Raw genomic sequence first — 11,328 nt, 5'->3', positions numbered from 1 at the left:
TAAGTTTATCCACGGACGGTCTCCCTTGATTGAGATCTGCAACGACCTCATTCTGGCACATCACGATGCCGTCGGGGGCCGTCCACCCCAACACGTACCAAAAGTACGCTCCGCTCTGGTTCTCGGAAACCACCATTTTCGGCTCGGCCTGACCTGAATCTCAACACATCTCCAATTGTTTCAGCGAGCTAGCAAAACATTTCACCAGCCAGCCGTTCCCCGCGATGCCTTTCGCTTGAATGTCGGGCGGATAAAGCCTAATTAGAATTATTCCAAACTAGCTGCCCGAAACGGGCACGGAGACGGCCATGTTCATCCAGACCGAGTCGACGCCAAACCCGGCGACGCTGAAATTCCTGCCCGGCAAGGAAGTGCTGCAAGAAGGCACCGCCGATTTCCGCGATGCCGACAGCGCGGCGACGGCTTCGCCGCTGGCCGGCCGGCTGTTCGAGATCCCCGGCGTCACCGGCGTCTTCTTCGGCTATGATTTCATCACCGTGACCAAGGACGGCCCCGACTGGCAGCATCTGAAGCCGGCTATCCTCGGCGCCATCATGGAGCATTTCATGTCCGGCGCCCCGGTGATGGCCAAGGCCGGCCCCGCCGCCGAGACCAGCCAGACCGGCGAATTCTACGACAAGGCCGACGAGGAGCTGGTCCTCACTATCAAGGAGCTGCTCGACACGCGGGTGCGCCCGGCCGTGGCCCAGGATGGCGGCGACATCACTTTCCGCGGTTTCGAGAACGGCACAGTGTTCCTGCACATGAAGGGCGCCTGCGCCGGCTGCCCGTCGTCGACCGCGACGCTGAAGCACGGTATCCAGAACCTGCTCCGGCACTTTGTGCCGGAAGTGCAGCATGTCGAACAGGTTTCCTGACGCGCCGTTCCATCGTCAACATCGATAGACAACAAAAAACCGGGCCAAAGTGCCCGGTTTTCTGCTTGCGACGTCTGTGTTGTTGCCTAGACGGTCCGCGTATAAGGGGCTTTATATTACAATGACCTTGGCGCCGACCGAGGTGCGGTCGTAGAGGTCGATAATGTCCTGGTTCATCAGCCGGATGCAGCCCGACGACATCGCCTTGCCGATCGAATTCCATTCCGGGCTGCCATGCAGGCGGTAGCCCATGTCGCCGCCCTTGTTGAACAGGTACATGGCGCGCGCGCCGAGCGGGTTCTTCAATCCCGGCTCCATACCGCCGGCGAACTTGGCCAGCTCCGGCTGCCGCTTGATCATCTGTGAAGGCGGCGTCCAGGTCGGCCATTCGCGCTTCAGTGCGATATGGGCGGTGCCGTGCCATTCGAAACCTTCACGGCCGACGCCAATGCCGTAGCGCATCGCTTCGCCGTCGCCCATGACGAAATAGAGGAACTTGTTCTGCGTATCGACGATGATGGTGCCCGGCTTTTCCTTGGTGTCGTAGTCGACGATCTGCCGGCGGTATTTGAACGGCACCTTTTCGATCGGAACGCGCGGCAGGTGATAGCCGGCGTCGGTTACCGCGCCGTAGTTGTTGGTGAAGATCTGCGAGCCGATGGTGCTGCAACCGGCGACAGCCGTCGACAGCGCCAGGGCCGCGACGATTGCAAGTGACTTCATGCGCATGAAAAGGTCCGATGCCCTGCCCAAACAACAGCGGCTCGAGTCGGCCGCTTTTTCATCTTCATTCATGCTGGCATTTGCTTTGCTTGCCAAGCGGGCGATGCCTATATCCTTGGGGTTGCGTGCTGGTAAACCTGCGACTATGGCATTTCGGCAACAGCTCCCGCAGGATTATGCTGCAAAATCAATGGGCCAAGAACAAGAGCCGGGAGACGAGGAAATCGCCGTGAATGTCGGTGGCGCTCATCCGCCCCTACGAGAAGATCGGCCTGTGACGCGGCCGCTGCAGGGGAAAGTCCAGACGGGCCGGGTTTAATAAAGGACGCCGCGAAGCACGGTCCAGGCCAGAAGCCCGAACGTGCCGATCACCACCAATGCACCAAGGACCGTGCCGATCTTTTCAGGCAGTCCATCGGGGCGACCAGGATCGTCGGCCATTCAACTATCGATCATGACGTAGGCGGCGCCAAACACGGCGACGATGATTGCCCCAAGCACCGCCCAGCCTCTGATGGCCGAGCGGATTTCCTCCGGCGTCGCCGATTTCCGGTCGTCATCTTCCGTCATGGTGTGCTCCTCGTAAAAAATCCCGTGGCCGACATTGAAAGCGCAAGCTGCCGGCGCTGCCAAGAGGGTGCAGCGGACATTTTTTGCGCAAAAGTGTAGGAACGGGCGCCGTTCGAGAGCAAGCGTTCCCCAGCCTTCGACACTCCGCAAAGCAGGGGCGGCCGTCACGATCCCGGTGGGCGATAGCGGATCGACTTCGCTTTCCCAAGCGCGTCCATCGTCTCTTCGACACTTAACAGCACGGTGGTCTCGTACGAGCTGAGCGCGCCTCCCGCACCGATGGCGAGCATGACAGAGGCCATCGACACGTTGTCCGGCGCCTCCCATAGGTTCCAGCCATCGTACTCTCCGAAGGCATACCAGAACCCGTGCAGCTTTCCGCCGACCGACTCGATGTAGGAACGGGCAGCCTCGCGTCTATCCTCGGGATTATCCATCAAGCGCGCCCAGGTTTCGGGCCTGTAGCTGAATCGCGTGAGATACATTGGCATGGTTCGTCTCCTCCCAGAGCTGCCCCCACCAAGACAGTTAAGCGCCGCAATCCGGGAGAACGCGAGTCGTTTCCGAGGCGTAGTACCGCTGGCTTAGTTGCGGGGCCGCTAATAGACCTGTTTCAATGTTTTTTTCAGGGAGTAAGGTCAATGGCCGCATATCTCATTGCTGATGTAGACATAACCGACGCCGCCGTTTTCGAGGAATACCGCCGGGACGTGCCGGCAACCGAAGCCCGCTACGGGGGGAGGTACATCGCTCGCGGCGGAGCCACCAAAGTTCTGGAAGGCGATTGGGAACCTCATCGCCTCGTCATTGTCGAATTCCCTGATATGGCTTCCCTCCTGGCATGGTACGACTCTCCAGAATACGGCCGCCTCAAAGCCATCCGCGAACGCTGCGCAAAGACGAGGATCATTGCTCTGGAGGGCATGATGCCGGTTAGTTAGAGGGACGGGTCGATGACAATGGCAAATCTGAGTTGCCATATCTGGTGCGGTCGGGCGACAGGACAGGATATGAATCAGCAAGCTTCAAACTTGCGGGCGGAAAATGACGGCCAACGATGGGAGGATGACGCCGGAAGCACTCATTGAACGGGACCTACACATCAATATGGCCCCACACCGGATCGGCAGGCGGTGTTACAGTGTGACCTAGGGTTGTGTCATGGCGTTGAAAATGCCGGCGCCAACTATCGCACATAAGACTGCGGCCCCAAGCCCTCCCACAATGATGCACCACCAGGCGCGGCCATTTCCCCGAAGCACGGGATTCATTTTTATCATCCGTCGCGCCAGAAGCCCTGGTAGAGTGCATAAGAAGACCCGAAACCGGCGAGCCAAATGACGGAAAATACGACGCCCCGCGTGAGCATCCTATTGAGCCTAGTCTGCACGACCGTCAAACTTGCATTCTCAGTAACCATGCTTCGCCACCTTTTTGATTACGCTGCGACCACTATCGGGCATGCAGCGGTGAATATTAGAGCAACCGCGACGCCTCGCGAAAACATAGCTCCCCTCACCAGTAGGAACCGCATTCATAACGCGAGCGGCCCGCCTTGTGGAAGGACGGGCCTTGTAGCGCCCGCTCCACAGTATTTTGCAGATAGGTTTGTCAGCCAGATAGTCGCCCCTCAAAAAGGCGATTATGTACACGTTGATGGGCAAGCTGGCGCACATGCCGCCCGCCCCAAAACCAAAACCGAAAGGCAAGAAGGCCCGTTAGGCAATGGATGAGTCACAATGAGCGTCGTCAGCGGTGTGGTGCTTTGTACATCTATTGCTGAAGATTGTTCGAGCCCGAACGGTCAGCCCGTTCTTTTCGAGCGCATACAGGAGTGGCTAGCGGAGCGCGCCGGCCCCTTCCAACAACTTAACAGCGTCGAGGCTAGCTTTGGCGGCAGCAAGCACCCGCAAATGTTTGTAGCTGGCGGCGGCTTCAACCATTTCCCCGAAGACGACTTTGCGGCCTACGTGATGTCGCTGCCTTGGCAAAACCCAGAAAACGTTGTGTTGGTGATCGATCCCGAAGAGGGGGCTACCCGCGTCTTCAGACCTTCCTGTTTGTAAAGTACATAATCACCCGCAAAACCGGGTTCAAACCGTGAACAAAATCTGGCATGGTGCGGCCATGCCGATCATCTCACCGATTCCTCTCAACCCCCTCATAGACGGTCGCCAGTCGGAGCGTGCCATGCTGGTCAGGCGTGGTGTGCAGCGGCTGCTCAAGCAGATGGGCGCGCATGTCTTGCCCGAACTGTCGCTGGCCACCGGCAGACGTGCCGACCTTGTGGCCCTAACCCGCCAGGGCGATATCTGGATCATCGAGATCAAATCCTCGATCGAGGATTTCAGGGTCGACCGCAAATGGCCGGACTACCGCCTGCATTCCGACCGCTTCTTCTTCGCCACGCATCCCGGCGTGCCCCAGGAAATCTTTCCGGAGGAATGCGGCTTCATTCTCTCCGACGGCTATGGTGCCGAGATTTTGCGCGATGCGCCCGAGCACCGCATGGCGGCGGCGACGCGCAAGGCGCTGATGCTGAGGATCGCGCGCGCCGGTGCCGCGCGGCTGCTGGCAGCGGAGCTTGCCGGTGTGTCGGTGCCGGCGCTGGAGGGTGAGAGCGAGTAGGGGTTTTTCGCTTCGTAATCTTGGAGGCTTGCGCTGCCCCGGCTGACGCCACCTTGCATAAGAGATGATGTATGACTGCGGTGTTCCGCAAGGAACGCCAACAGCCGGGTGTAGCCCTCGTCTTCCCAGTGCAGGTCGAGATTGGAAATGAAACCCGGCACGAAGACGAGATCGAGCGATCCCTGGCCGACCACCTGATAGGCGATCCGCACGTCGCCGCTAAGCGCGTATCGAGTTTCGATCGGCCTCACGAGGTTTGTCCGCCCGACCCGACGATTTCTTATCGCCGGATCATAGCAGAGGCGCACAGCTTGCGGCAGATGAAACTATAGAGAGTGTGAATGTAGGCCCGCGGCGCCTACTTCTGTGACGCGGCGGTAGTCTCGGTGTTCGCTCCGCCGACGCTGAAACCTGCGCCCTCCGGCGCGCCCGGCCGCTTGATGTGTGGCGCGGCCGCGACGACAAGCTCGTTGAAGCCTTCGCCGCCGCTGTCCAGCATCTCGAACAATTGCCGGCGCATCCGCGGCTCCCAGAACTTGTTGATGTGCTCGGCGACGCCGGCAATGCCTTGCTCGCGCGGCTTGGAGTGGAAAAAGGCAGCGATCTGGTTGGCCATGCGAACCAGCTTTTCGCTGGTGCTCATGAGGTGGCCTTCGTCATGCGACATGCTTGGCAACTCCGGAAACCACGCGGTCAGGATGGGTGAAAATATCGAAATCATCGCCGCGCACCAGCGCCACCAGCGTCATGCCGGCGTCGTCTGCGGTGCGGATGGCAAGTGCCGTCGGCGCCGAGACGGCGATGATGAAGGCAGCACCGATCGCCGCGGTCTTCTGCACCATCTCGACCGAAACGCGCGACGTCACGACGACGGCCCCCGACCTGCCGTCGATACCGGCTTTGGCCAGCGCGCCGGCCAGCTTGTCCAGCGCATTGTGACGGCCGACATCCTCGCGCGCCATGACGATGCCCTTGCCGGGCATATAGAAGCCGGCGGCGTGGACCGCGCCGGTCTCGGCGTGCAGCGGCTGCACTTTCGACAAAAGCTTGACCGAGCGAACGATGTCGTCGGCCTGAAGCGTAAGTGTTGACGCGCCGACCGGATCGACCGAGCGCATTGCTTCCTCGATCGATTCGATGCCGCACAGCCCGCAGCCGACCGGGCCGGCCAGCCGTCTGCGACGCGCCTCGAAGCGGGTGTTGGCGCTGTCCTTCAGCCTGATCTGGATATCGATGCCGGCGCCGTGATCCTCGACCTCGATCGCTTCGATTTCATCTGGCGAGGCAATGATGCCTTCGGTCAGCGAGAAGCCGAGCGCGAAATCCTCAAAATCAGCCGGGCTTGCCATCATCACCGCATGCGTGGTGCCGGCAAAGGAGAATGCTACCGGCGTCTCTTCCGGCACCATGCGGTTGGCGGCCGCGGTGCCGCCGGCGCGGCGCGCCAGCCGCGAGATCTGCGCAATGGCTTTGCGGCGCGCGGTCAAAGACTACTCCGCCGCTTCCAGCTTTGCGATGCGGCGGCTTTGCTTCGCCTGCTCGTCATAGTCGCGCTGCCATTCCGACGGGCCGTTGGACGCGCCCACCTGCACCGCGGTCACCTTGTATTCCGGGCAGTTGGTCGCCCAGTCGGAGAAGTCGGTGGTGATGACGTTGGCCTGGGTGTCGGGATGGTGGAAGGTCGTATAGACGACGCCCGGCGACACCCGCTCGGTGATCAGCGCGCGCAGCGTCGTCTCGCCCGAGCGGCTGGTCAGCCGCACCCAGTCGCCATCGCGCAGGCCGCGATTTTCGGCATCGTGCGGATGGATCTCCAGCCGGTCCTCGCTATGCCAGACCACGTTGTCGGTGCGCCGGGTCTGTGCGCCGACATTATATTGCGACAGGATGCGGCCGGTGGTCAGCAGCAGCGGGAAGCGCGGTCCGGTCCTTTCGTCGGTCGCGACGTATTCGGTGCGGATGAACTTGCCCTTGCCGCGCACGAAGCCGCCAATATGCATGATCGGCGTGCCTTCCGGCGACTTCTCGTTGCAGGGCCACTGCACCGAGCCCACCCGGTCGAGAAGGTCGAAGGAAACGCCGGCGAAACTCGGCGTCGTCTTGGCGATCTCGTCCATGATCTCAGACGGATGCGTGTAGTTCCAGCCAAGGCCGAGCGCCTTGGCGAGCTCCTGCGTCGTCTCCCAGTCGGCATAGCCGCATTTCGGCCCCATCACCTTGCGCACCATATTGATGCGGCGCTCGGCATTGGTGAAGGTGCCGTCCTTCTCGAGGAAGGTCGAGCCGGGCAGGAAGACATGCGCGTAGTTGGCCGTCTCGTTGAGGAAGAGGTCGTGCACGACGACGCATTCCATCGCGGCGAGACCCGCGGCGACATGCTTGGTGTCGGGGTCCGACTGCAGGATGTCCTCGCCCTGCACATAGAGGCCCTTGAACGAGCCGTCGACGGCTGCGTCCAGCATATTGGGGATGCGCAGGCCGGGCTCGTCGTCGAGCTTGACGCCCCACAGGCTCTCATAGATGGCGCGCACGGCGTCGCCTGAAATGTGGCGATAGCCGGGAAGCTCGTGCGGGAACGAGCCCATGTCGCAGGAGCCCTGCACATTGTTCTGGCCGCGCAGCGGGTTCACGCCGACGCCCGGCCGGCCGATATTGCCGGTCGCCATGGCGAGGTTGGCAATGGCGATGACGGTGGTCGAGCCCTGGCTGTGCTCGGTCACGCCGAGGCCGTAATAGATCGCGCCGTTGCCGCCGCGGGCATAGAGCCGGGCTGCACCGCGTATGTCGTCGGGATCGACATTGGCAAGCTGGCCGACCACCTCCGGGCTGTTTTCCGGCAGGGCCACGAACGATGCCCAGTCCTGGAACTCGTCCCAGTCGCAGCGCTCGCGGATGAAAGCCTCGTCGAACAGGCCTTCGGTGACGATGACATGGGCGAGCGCCGTCAGCATGGCGACGTTGGTGCCCGGCTTCAGCGGCAGATGGAACTGTGCTTCGACATGGGCCGAGCGCACGATATCGGTGCGGCGCGGATCGAGCACGATCAGCTTGGCGCCTTGGCGCATGCGCTTTTTCATGCGCGAGGCGAACACCGGATGCGCATCCGTTGGATTGGCGCCGATCAGCAGGATGACATCCGTCTGCTCGATCGAATCGAAATCCTGCGTGCCGGCGGAGGTGCCGAAGGTCTGGCCGAGGCCATAGCCGGTCGGCGAATGGCAGACGCGGGCGCAGGTATCGACATTGTTGTTGCGGAAGCCCTGCCGGACCAGCTTCTGGACGAGGTAGGTCTCCTCGTTGGTGCAGCGCGACGAGGTGATGCCGCCGATCGACGTGCGGCCGTACTGGTATTGGATGCGGCGGAATTCATTCGCCGTATGGGTGAGCGCCTCTTCCCACGACACTTCGCGCCACGGATCGCTGACCTTCTCGCGTATCATCGGCTTCAGGATCCGGTCCTTGTGCGTCGCGTAGCCATAGGCGAAGCGGCCCTTGACGCAGGAGTGGCCGTGGTTGGCCTTGCCTGCCTTGTAGGGCATCATGCGGATGACCTCGTCGCCCTTGACCTCGGCCTTGAACGAACAGCCGACGCCGCAATAGGCGCAGGTGGTGACGGTCGAGCGCTCGGGCAGGCCTTTCGCCAGCACGGTCTTTTCCCTCAGCGCATCGGTCGGGCAGGCCTGCACGCAGGCACCGCACGACACGCATTCGGAATCGACGAACGCCTCGTGCATGCCGGCCGCGACCCTGGATTCGAAGCCGCGTCCCTCGACGGTCAGCGCGAACGTGCCCTGCACCTCCTCGCAGGCGCGCACGCAGCGCGAGCAGACGATGCATTGCGCCGGATCGTAGGTGAAATAGGGGTTCGATTCATCACGCGCGATGTAGTCGATGGTCAGCGAGCCATGGCCGGGCGCCACGCCGTTTTCCTGCTTGACGTGGTTGCGGCCGTCCACGCCATAGCGGTTCTCGGTCAGGCCGACCGTCCTGACGACCTTGTCGAACTCGCTGGCGCCGGTGCCGGCCTTCTCGCCCCACGCCGCCGGGTGGTCGGAGACATAGAGTTCCATCACGCCGCGGCGGATGGCGCCTAGCCGGTCGCTCTGCGTATGCACGACCATGCCTTCGCCGACCGGCGTCGTGCACGAGGCCGGCGTGCCGCCGCGCCCATCGATCTCGACGAGGCAGACCCGGCAGGAGCCGAACGAGTCCAGCATGTCGGTGGCGCAGAGTTTCGGGATTTCAACGCCCGCTTCCATCGAAGCGCGCATGATAGAGGTCCCCGCCGGCACCGTCACCGACTTGCCGTCGACGGTCAGCGTTACCTTTTGTTCCGCTTCAGAGGCGGGTGTGCCGTAGTCGATTTCCTGGACCAGCGATTTGATGTCGAATGCCGCGTTCATGCCTGTCCGCTCCTATTCCGCTGCTTCGGCGACCGGCGTCGGCCGAAAGTCGTCCGGAAAATGGTTGAGTGCACTCATCACTGGATATGGGGTGAAGCCGCCGAGAGCGCAAAGCGAGCCGAACTTCATCGTGTTGCAAAGGTCGGTGACCAGCGCGATCTGCTTTTCCGGTTCGACGTTCTGGGCGAGCCGGTCCAGCACCTCGACGCCGCGCGTCGAGCCGATGCGGCACGGCGTGCACTTGCCGCAGCTTTCGATGGCGCAGAATTCCATGGCAAAGCGTGCCTGCTTCAGCATGTCGGCGCTGTCGTCGAAAACGACGATGCCGGCATGGCCGATCAGCCCGTCCTTGGCGGCAAACGCCTCGTAGTCGAACGGCGTGTCGAACAGGGCGCGCGGGAAATAGGCGCCGAGCGGGCCACCCACTTGCACAGCCTTGACCGGACGCCCCGTCGCCGTGCCGCCGCCGATATCGTCGACGATCTCACCCAGCGTCATGCCGAACGCCGCCTCGTAGAGGCCGGGATACTTGACGTTGCCGGCAATCTGGATCGGGATGGTGCCGCGCGAACGGCCCGTGCCGAAATCCTTGTAGAAGGCGGCGCCCTTGTCCATGATCACCGGCACCGAGGCCAGCGAGATGACGTTGTTGATCACCGTCGGCTTGCCGAACAGGCCCTTGTGCGCCGGCAGCGGCGGCTTGGCCCGCACCTGTCCGCGCTTGCCTTCGAGGCTGTCGAGCAGCGCGGTCTCCTCGCCGCAGACATAGGCGCCGGCACCGACGCGGACTTCCATGTCGAATGAATTGGGCGAGCCGAGCACATTGACGCCGAGCACGCCGACCTTGCGGGCGATCTCGACGGCCTTCTGCATCACCGCCACCGCATGCGGGTATTCGGAGCGGATATAGATAAAGCCCTTGGTCGCGCCGGTGGCTATGCCGGCGATCGCCATGCCTTCGATCAGCACGAAGGGGTCGCCTTCCATGATCATGCGGTCGGCGAACGTGCCGGAATCGCCTTCATCGGCATTGCAGACGATGTATTTGCGGTCGGCCGACGTGTCGAGCACCGTCTTCCACTTGATGCCGGTCGGGAAGCCGGCGCCGCCACGACCGCGCAGCCCGGACTCGGTCACCTGTTTGACGATGTCCGCCGGCGTTATCGCCACTGCATTCTGCAGGCCCTTCAGGCCGCCATGCGCCTTGTAATGATCGAGCGACAGCGGATCGGTGACGCCGCAGCGCGCAAAGGTCAGCCGCGTCTGCCTGGCCAGGAACGGGATCTTGTCCGGCGCGCCCAGCCAGCGCTTGTGGTGGCCGCCGGTGAGGAAGCCGCAGTCGAACAGGCTTTTGACGTCGGATGGCTTGACCGGCCCGTAGGCGACGCGGCCAGTGGCTGTTGCCACTTCGACCATCGGCTCGAGGAAATAGGCACCGCGCGAGCCGTTGCGCACGATCTTGGCCTCGATGCCGCGCTCGGCCAATTCCGCCCGAACCGCCTTGGCGACCTTTTCCGCGCCGAGCGCCAGCGCGCCGGAATCGCCGGGAATATAGATGCGCGGGATCATGAGCGCACCTCGGCTACGATTTCATTGAGCTTTTCGTCGTCGAGCCGCCCGATCACCTCGCCGTCCAGCATCGCCGACGGCGAGCAGGCGCAAAGGCCGAGGCAATAGACCGGCTCCAGCGTCACCGACCCGTCGCGGGTTGTCTCGTGGAAACCGATGCCCAGCAATGATTTGAGCTTGGCGGCAATCGCATCCGAACCCATCGACTGACAGGCTTCCGCCTGGCAGAGCTTCAGCACATGCCTGCCGGCCGGTTGGCTGCGGTAATCGTGATAGAAGGTGACGACGCCATGCACCTCGGCCCTAGAGATGTTCAGCGCCTCGGCGATGACCGGCAGCGCGTCCTGCGGTACATAGCCGAACTCTTCCTGTATGCCGTGCAGGATCGGCAACAGCGGGCCTTCGAGGCCTTTCAGCTCCTGGATGATCGCCGCCGTGCGAGATGCGATCTCGGTACTTGCAGGCTGCATCGTCATGCAGCGCCCTCCCTGGTCGTGGCGGTCTTCCGCTAAGTGCTTAGGAAATCAGAGGAAACCCGCCAAATCAATAAAGCCGAT

At 62.3% G+C, this 11,328-nt stretch carries 15 protein-coding genes; 6 read left to right on the top strand and 9 right to left on the bottom strand.

The window, feature by feature from the left end; all coding sequences use genetic code 11:
• Positions 1–308: 308 nt before the first annotated feature.
• Positions 309–878, top strand: coding sequence for a NifU family protein (locus NKJ40_RS20095; RefSeq protein ID WP_292664553.1), 570 nt, complete (start codon positions 309–311; stop codon positions 876–878).
• A gap of 111 nt (positions 879–989) precedes the next feature.
• Here the strand turns inward: NKJ40_RS20095 and NKJ40_RS20090 are convergent, their stop codons facing one another.
• Positions 990–1,607: a L,D-transpeptidase gene (locus NKJ40_RS20090; RefSeq protein WP_023676387.1), complete on the bottom strand. Its 618-nt coding sequence runs from the start codon at positions 1,605–1,607 to the stop codon at positions 990–992.
• Between NKJ40_RS20090 and NKJ40_RS20085 the strand changes: the two genes are divergently transcribed.
• A complete protein-coding gene (locus NKJ40_RS20085; protein ID WP_352467529.1) occupies positions 1,600–1,920 on the top strand; it encodes a hypothetical protein in 321 nt (106 codons plus the stop codon). The genes NKJ40_RS20090 and NKJ40_RS20085 overlap by 8 nt on opposite strands.
• Here NKJ40_RS20085 and NKJ40_RS20080 read toward each other — a convergent pair.
• The 3 genes from NKJ40_RS20080 to NKJ40_RS20070 all read right to left on the bottom strand — a co-directional run bounded on the left by NKJ40_RS20080 (position 1,917) and on the right by NKJ40_RS20070 (position 2,662).
• Positions 1,917–2,042: a hypothetical protein gene (locus NKJ40_RS20080; protein ID WP_352467528.1), complete on the bottom strand. Its 126-nt coding sequence runs from the start codon at positions 2,040–2,042 to the stop codon at positions 1,917–1,919. The genes NKJ40_RS20085 and NKJ40_RS20080 overlap by 4 nt on opposite strands.
• A complete protein-coding gene (locus NKJ40_RS20075) occupies positions 2,043–2,171 on the bottom strand; it encodes a hypothetical protein (RefSeq protein WP_302893588.1) in 129 nt (42 codons plus the stop codon).
• Between the two features lie 164 nt (positions 2,172–2,335).
• Positions 2,336–2,662 carry a GYD domain-containing protein gene (locus tag NKJ40_RS20070; RefSeq protein WP_023717906.1) on the bottom strand — a complete coding sequence of 109 codons (327 nt, stop codon included), beginning with the start codon at positions 2,660–2,662 and terminating at the stop codon, positions 2,336–2,338.
• A 150-nt stretch (positions 2,663–2,812) separates the two neighbouring features.
• On the opposite strand from NKJ40_RS20070, the gene NKJ40_RS20065 reads away from it, so the two are divergent.
• The 4 genes from NKJ40_RS20065 (at position 2,813) to NKJ40_RS20050 (ending at position 5,131) form a co-directional block, all read left to right on the top strand.
• Positions 2,813–3,112, top strand: coding sequence for a DUF1330 domain-containing protein (locus tag NKJ40_RS20065; RefSeq protein WP_023717905.1), 300 nt, complete (start codon positions 2,813–2,815; stop codon positions 3,110–3,112).
• Positions 3,113–3,910: 798 nt separating this feature from the next.
• On the top strand, positions 3,911–4,237 hold the full coding sequence (locus NKJ40_RS20060; RefSeq protein WP_352467527.1) for a hypothetical protein: 327 nt from the start codon (positions 3,911–3,913) through the stop codon (positions 4,235–4,237).
• A gap of 61 nt (positions 4,238–4,298) precedes the next feature.
• A complete protein-coding gene (locus NKJ40_RS20055) occupies positions 4,299–4,799 on the top strand; it encodes an MmcB family DNA repair protein (RefSeq protein WP_352467530.1) in 501 nt (166 codons plus the stop codon).
• 71 nt (positions 4,800–4,870) lie between these two features.
• A complete protein-coding gene (locus tag NKJ40_RS20050) occupies positions 4,871–5,131 on the top strand; it encodes a hypothetical protein (RefSeq protein WP_352467526.1) in 261 nt (86 codons plus the stop codon).
• 26 nt (positions 5,132–5,157) lie between these two features.
• Here NKJ40_RS20050 and NKJ40_RS20045 read toward each other — a convergent pair whose 3' ends face one another.
• From NKJ40_RS20045 to NKJ40_RS20025, 5 genes are read right to left on the bottom strand one after another with little or no spacing between them, the layout of a single operon-like run.
• Positions 5,158–5,466, bottom strand: a complete 309-nt coding sequence (locus tag NKJ40_RS20045) for a formate dehydrogenase subunit delta (RefSeq protein ID WP_352467525.1) — start codon at positions 5,464–5,466, stop codon at positions 5,158–5,160.
• Complete coding sequence (fdhD, locus tag NKJ40_RS20040; RefSeq protein ID WP_352467524.1) at positions 5,456–6,286, bottom strand: formate dehydrogenase accessory sulfurtransferase FdhD; 831 nt, start codon at positions 6,284–6,286, stop codon at positions 5,456–5,458. The genes NKJ40_RS20045 and fdhD overlap by 11 nt, the downstream gene beginning before the upstream one ends.
• Before the next feature lie 3 nt (positions 6,287–6,289).
• Positions 6,290–9,202 carry a formate dehydrogenase subunit alpha gene (fdhF, locus tag NKJ40_RS20035; RefSeq protein ID WP_352467523.1) on the bottom strand — a complete coding sequence of 971 codons (2,913 nt, stop codon included), beginning with the start codon at positions 9,200–9,202 and terminating at the stop codon, positions 6,290–6,292.
• A 12-nt stretch (positions 9,203–9,214) separates the two neighbouring features.
• Complete coding sequence (locus tag NKJ40_RS20030) at positions 9,215–10,771, bottom strand: formate dehydrogenase beta subunit (RefSeq protein WP_352467522.1); 1,557 nt, start codon at positions 10,769–10,771, stop codon at positions 9,215–9,217.
• Positions 10,768–11,247, bottom strand: a complete 480-nt coding sequence (locus NKJ40_RS20025) for a formate dehydrogenase subunit gamma (RefSeq protein ID WP_292656094.1) — start codon at positions 11,245–11,247, stop codon at positions 10,768–10,770. Before NKJ40_RS20025 ends, NKJ40_RS20030 begins: the two co-directional genes overlap by 4 nt.
• Between the last annotated feature and the right edge of the window lie 81 nt (positions 11,248–11,328).

It is taken from the genome of Mesorhizobium sp. M0119, assembly GCF_040322615.1.
Lineage (GTDB): Bacteria > Pseudomonadota > Alphaproteobacteria > Rhizobiales > Rhizobiaceae > Mesorhizobium.
Note: the sequence above shows the minus strand (reverse complement) of the source record. Positions and strands in the feature narration are given on the sequence as shown.

Bases quoted from the DNA above. Each gene is read 5' to 3' on its own strand.
- NKJ40_RS20075 (WP_302893588.1), bottom strand. From the start codon at position 2,171: ATGACGGAAGATGACGACCGGAAATCGGCGACGCCGGAGGAAATCCGC.
- NKJ40_RS20065 (WP_023717905.1), top strand. From the start codon at position 2,813: ATGGCCGCATATCTCATTGCTGATGTAGACATAACCGACGCCGCCGTT.
- NKJ40_RS20025 (WP_292656094.1), bottom strand. From the start codon at position 11,247: ATGACGATGCAGCCTGCAAGTACCGAGATCGCATCTCGCACGGCGGCG.
- NKJ40_RS20085 (WP_352467529.1), top strand. From the start codon at position 1,600: ATGCGCATGAAAAGGTCCGATGCCCTGCCCAAACAACAGCGGCTCGAG.
- NKJ40_RS20055 (WP_352467530.1), top strand. From the start codon at position 4,299: ATGCCGATCATCTCACCGATTCCTCTCAACCCCCTCATAGACGGTCGC.
- NKJ40_RS20045 (WP_352467525.1), bottom strand. From the start codon at position 5,466: ATGTCGCATGACGAAGGCCACCTCATGAGCACCAGCGAAAAGCTGGTT.
- NKJ40_RS20095 (WP_292664553.1), top strand. From the start codon at position 309: ATGTTCATCCAGACCGAGTCGACGCCAAACCCGGCGACGCTGAAATTC.
- NKJ40_RS20090 (WP_023676387.1), bottom strand. From the start codon at position 1,607: ATGCGCATGAAGTCACTTGCAATCGTCGCGGCCCTGGCGCTGTCGACG.
- fdhF (WP_352467523.1), bottom strand. From the start codon at position 9,202: ATGAACGCGGCATTCGACATCAAATCGCTGGTCCAGGAAATCGACTAC.
- NKJ40_RS20080 (WP_352467528.1), bottom strand. From the start codon at position 2,042: ATGGCCGACGATCCTGGTCGCCCCGATGGACTGCCTGAAAAGATCGGC.
- NKJ40_RS20050 (WP_352467526.1), top strand. From the start codon at position 4,871: ATGACTGCGGTGTTCCGCAAGGAACGCCAACAGCCGGGTGTAGCCCTC.
- NKJ40_RS20060 (WP_352467527.1), top strand. From the start codon at position 3,911: ATGAGCGTCGTCAGCGGTGTGGTGCTTTGTACATCTATTGCTGAAGAT.
- NKJ40_RS20070 (WP_023717906.1), bottom strand. From the start codon at position 2,662: ATGCCAATGTATCTCACGCGATTCAGCTACAGGCCCGAAACCTGGGCG.
- NKJ40_RS20030 (WP_352467522.1), bottom strand. From the start codon at position 10,771: ATGATCCCGCGCATCTATATTCCCGGCGATTCCGGCGCGCTGGCGCTC.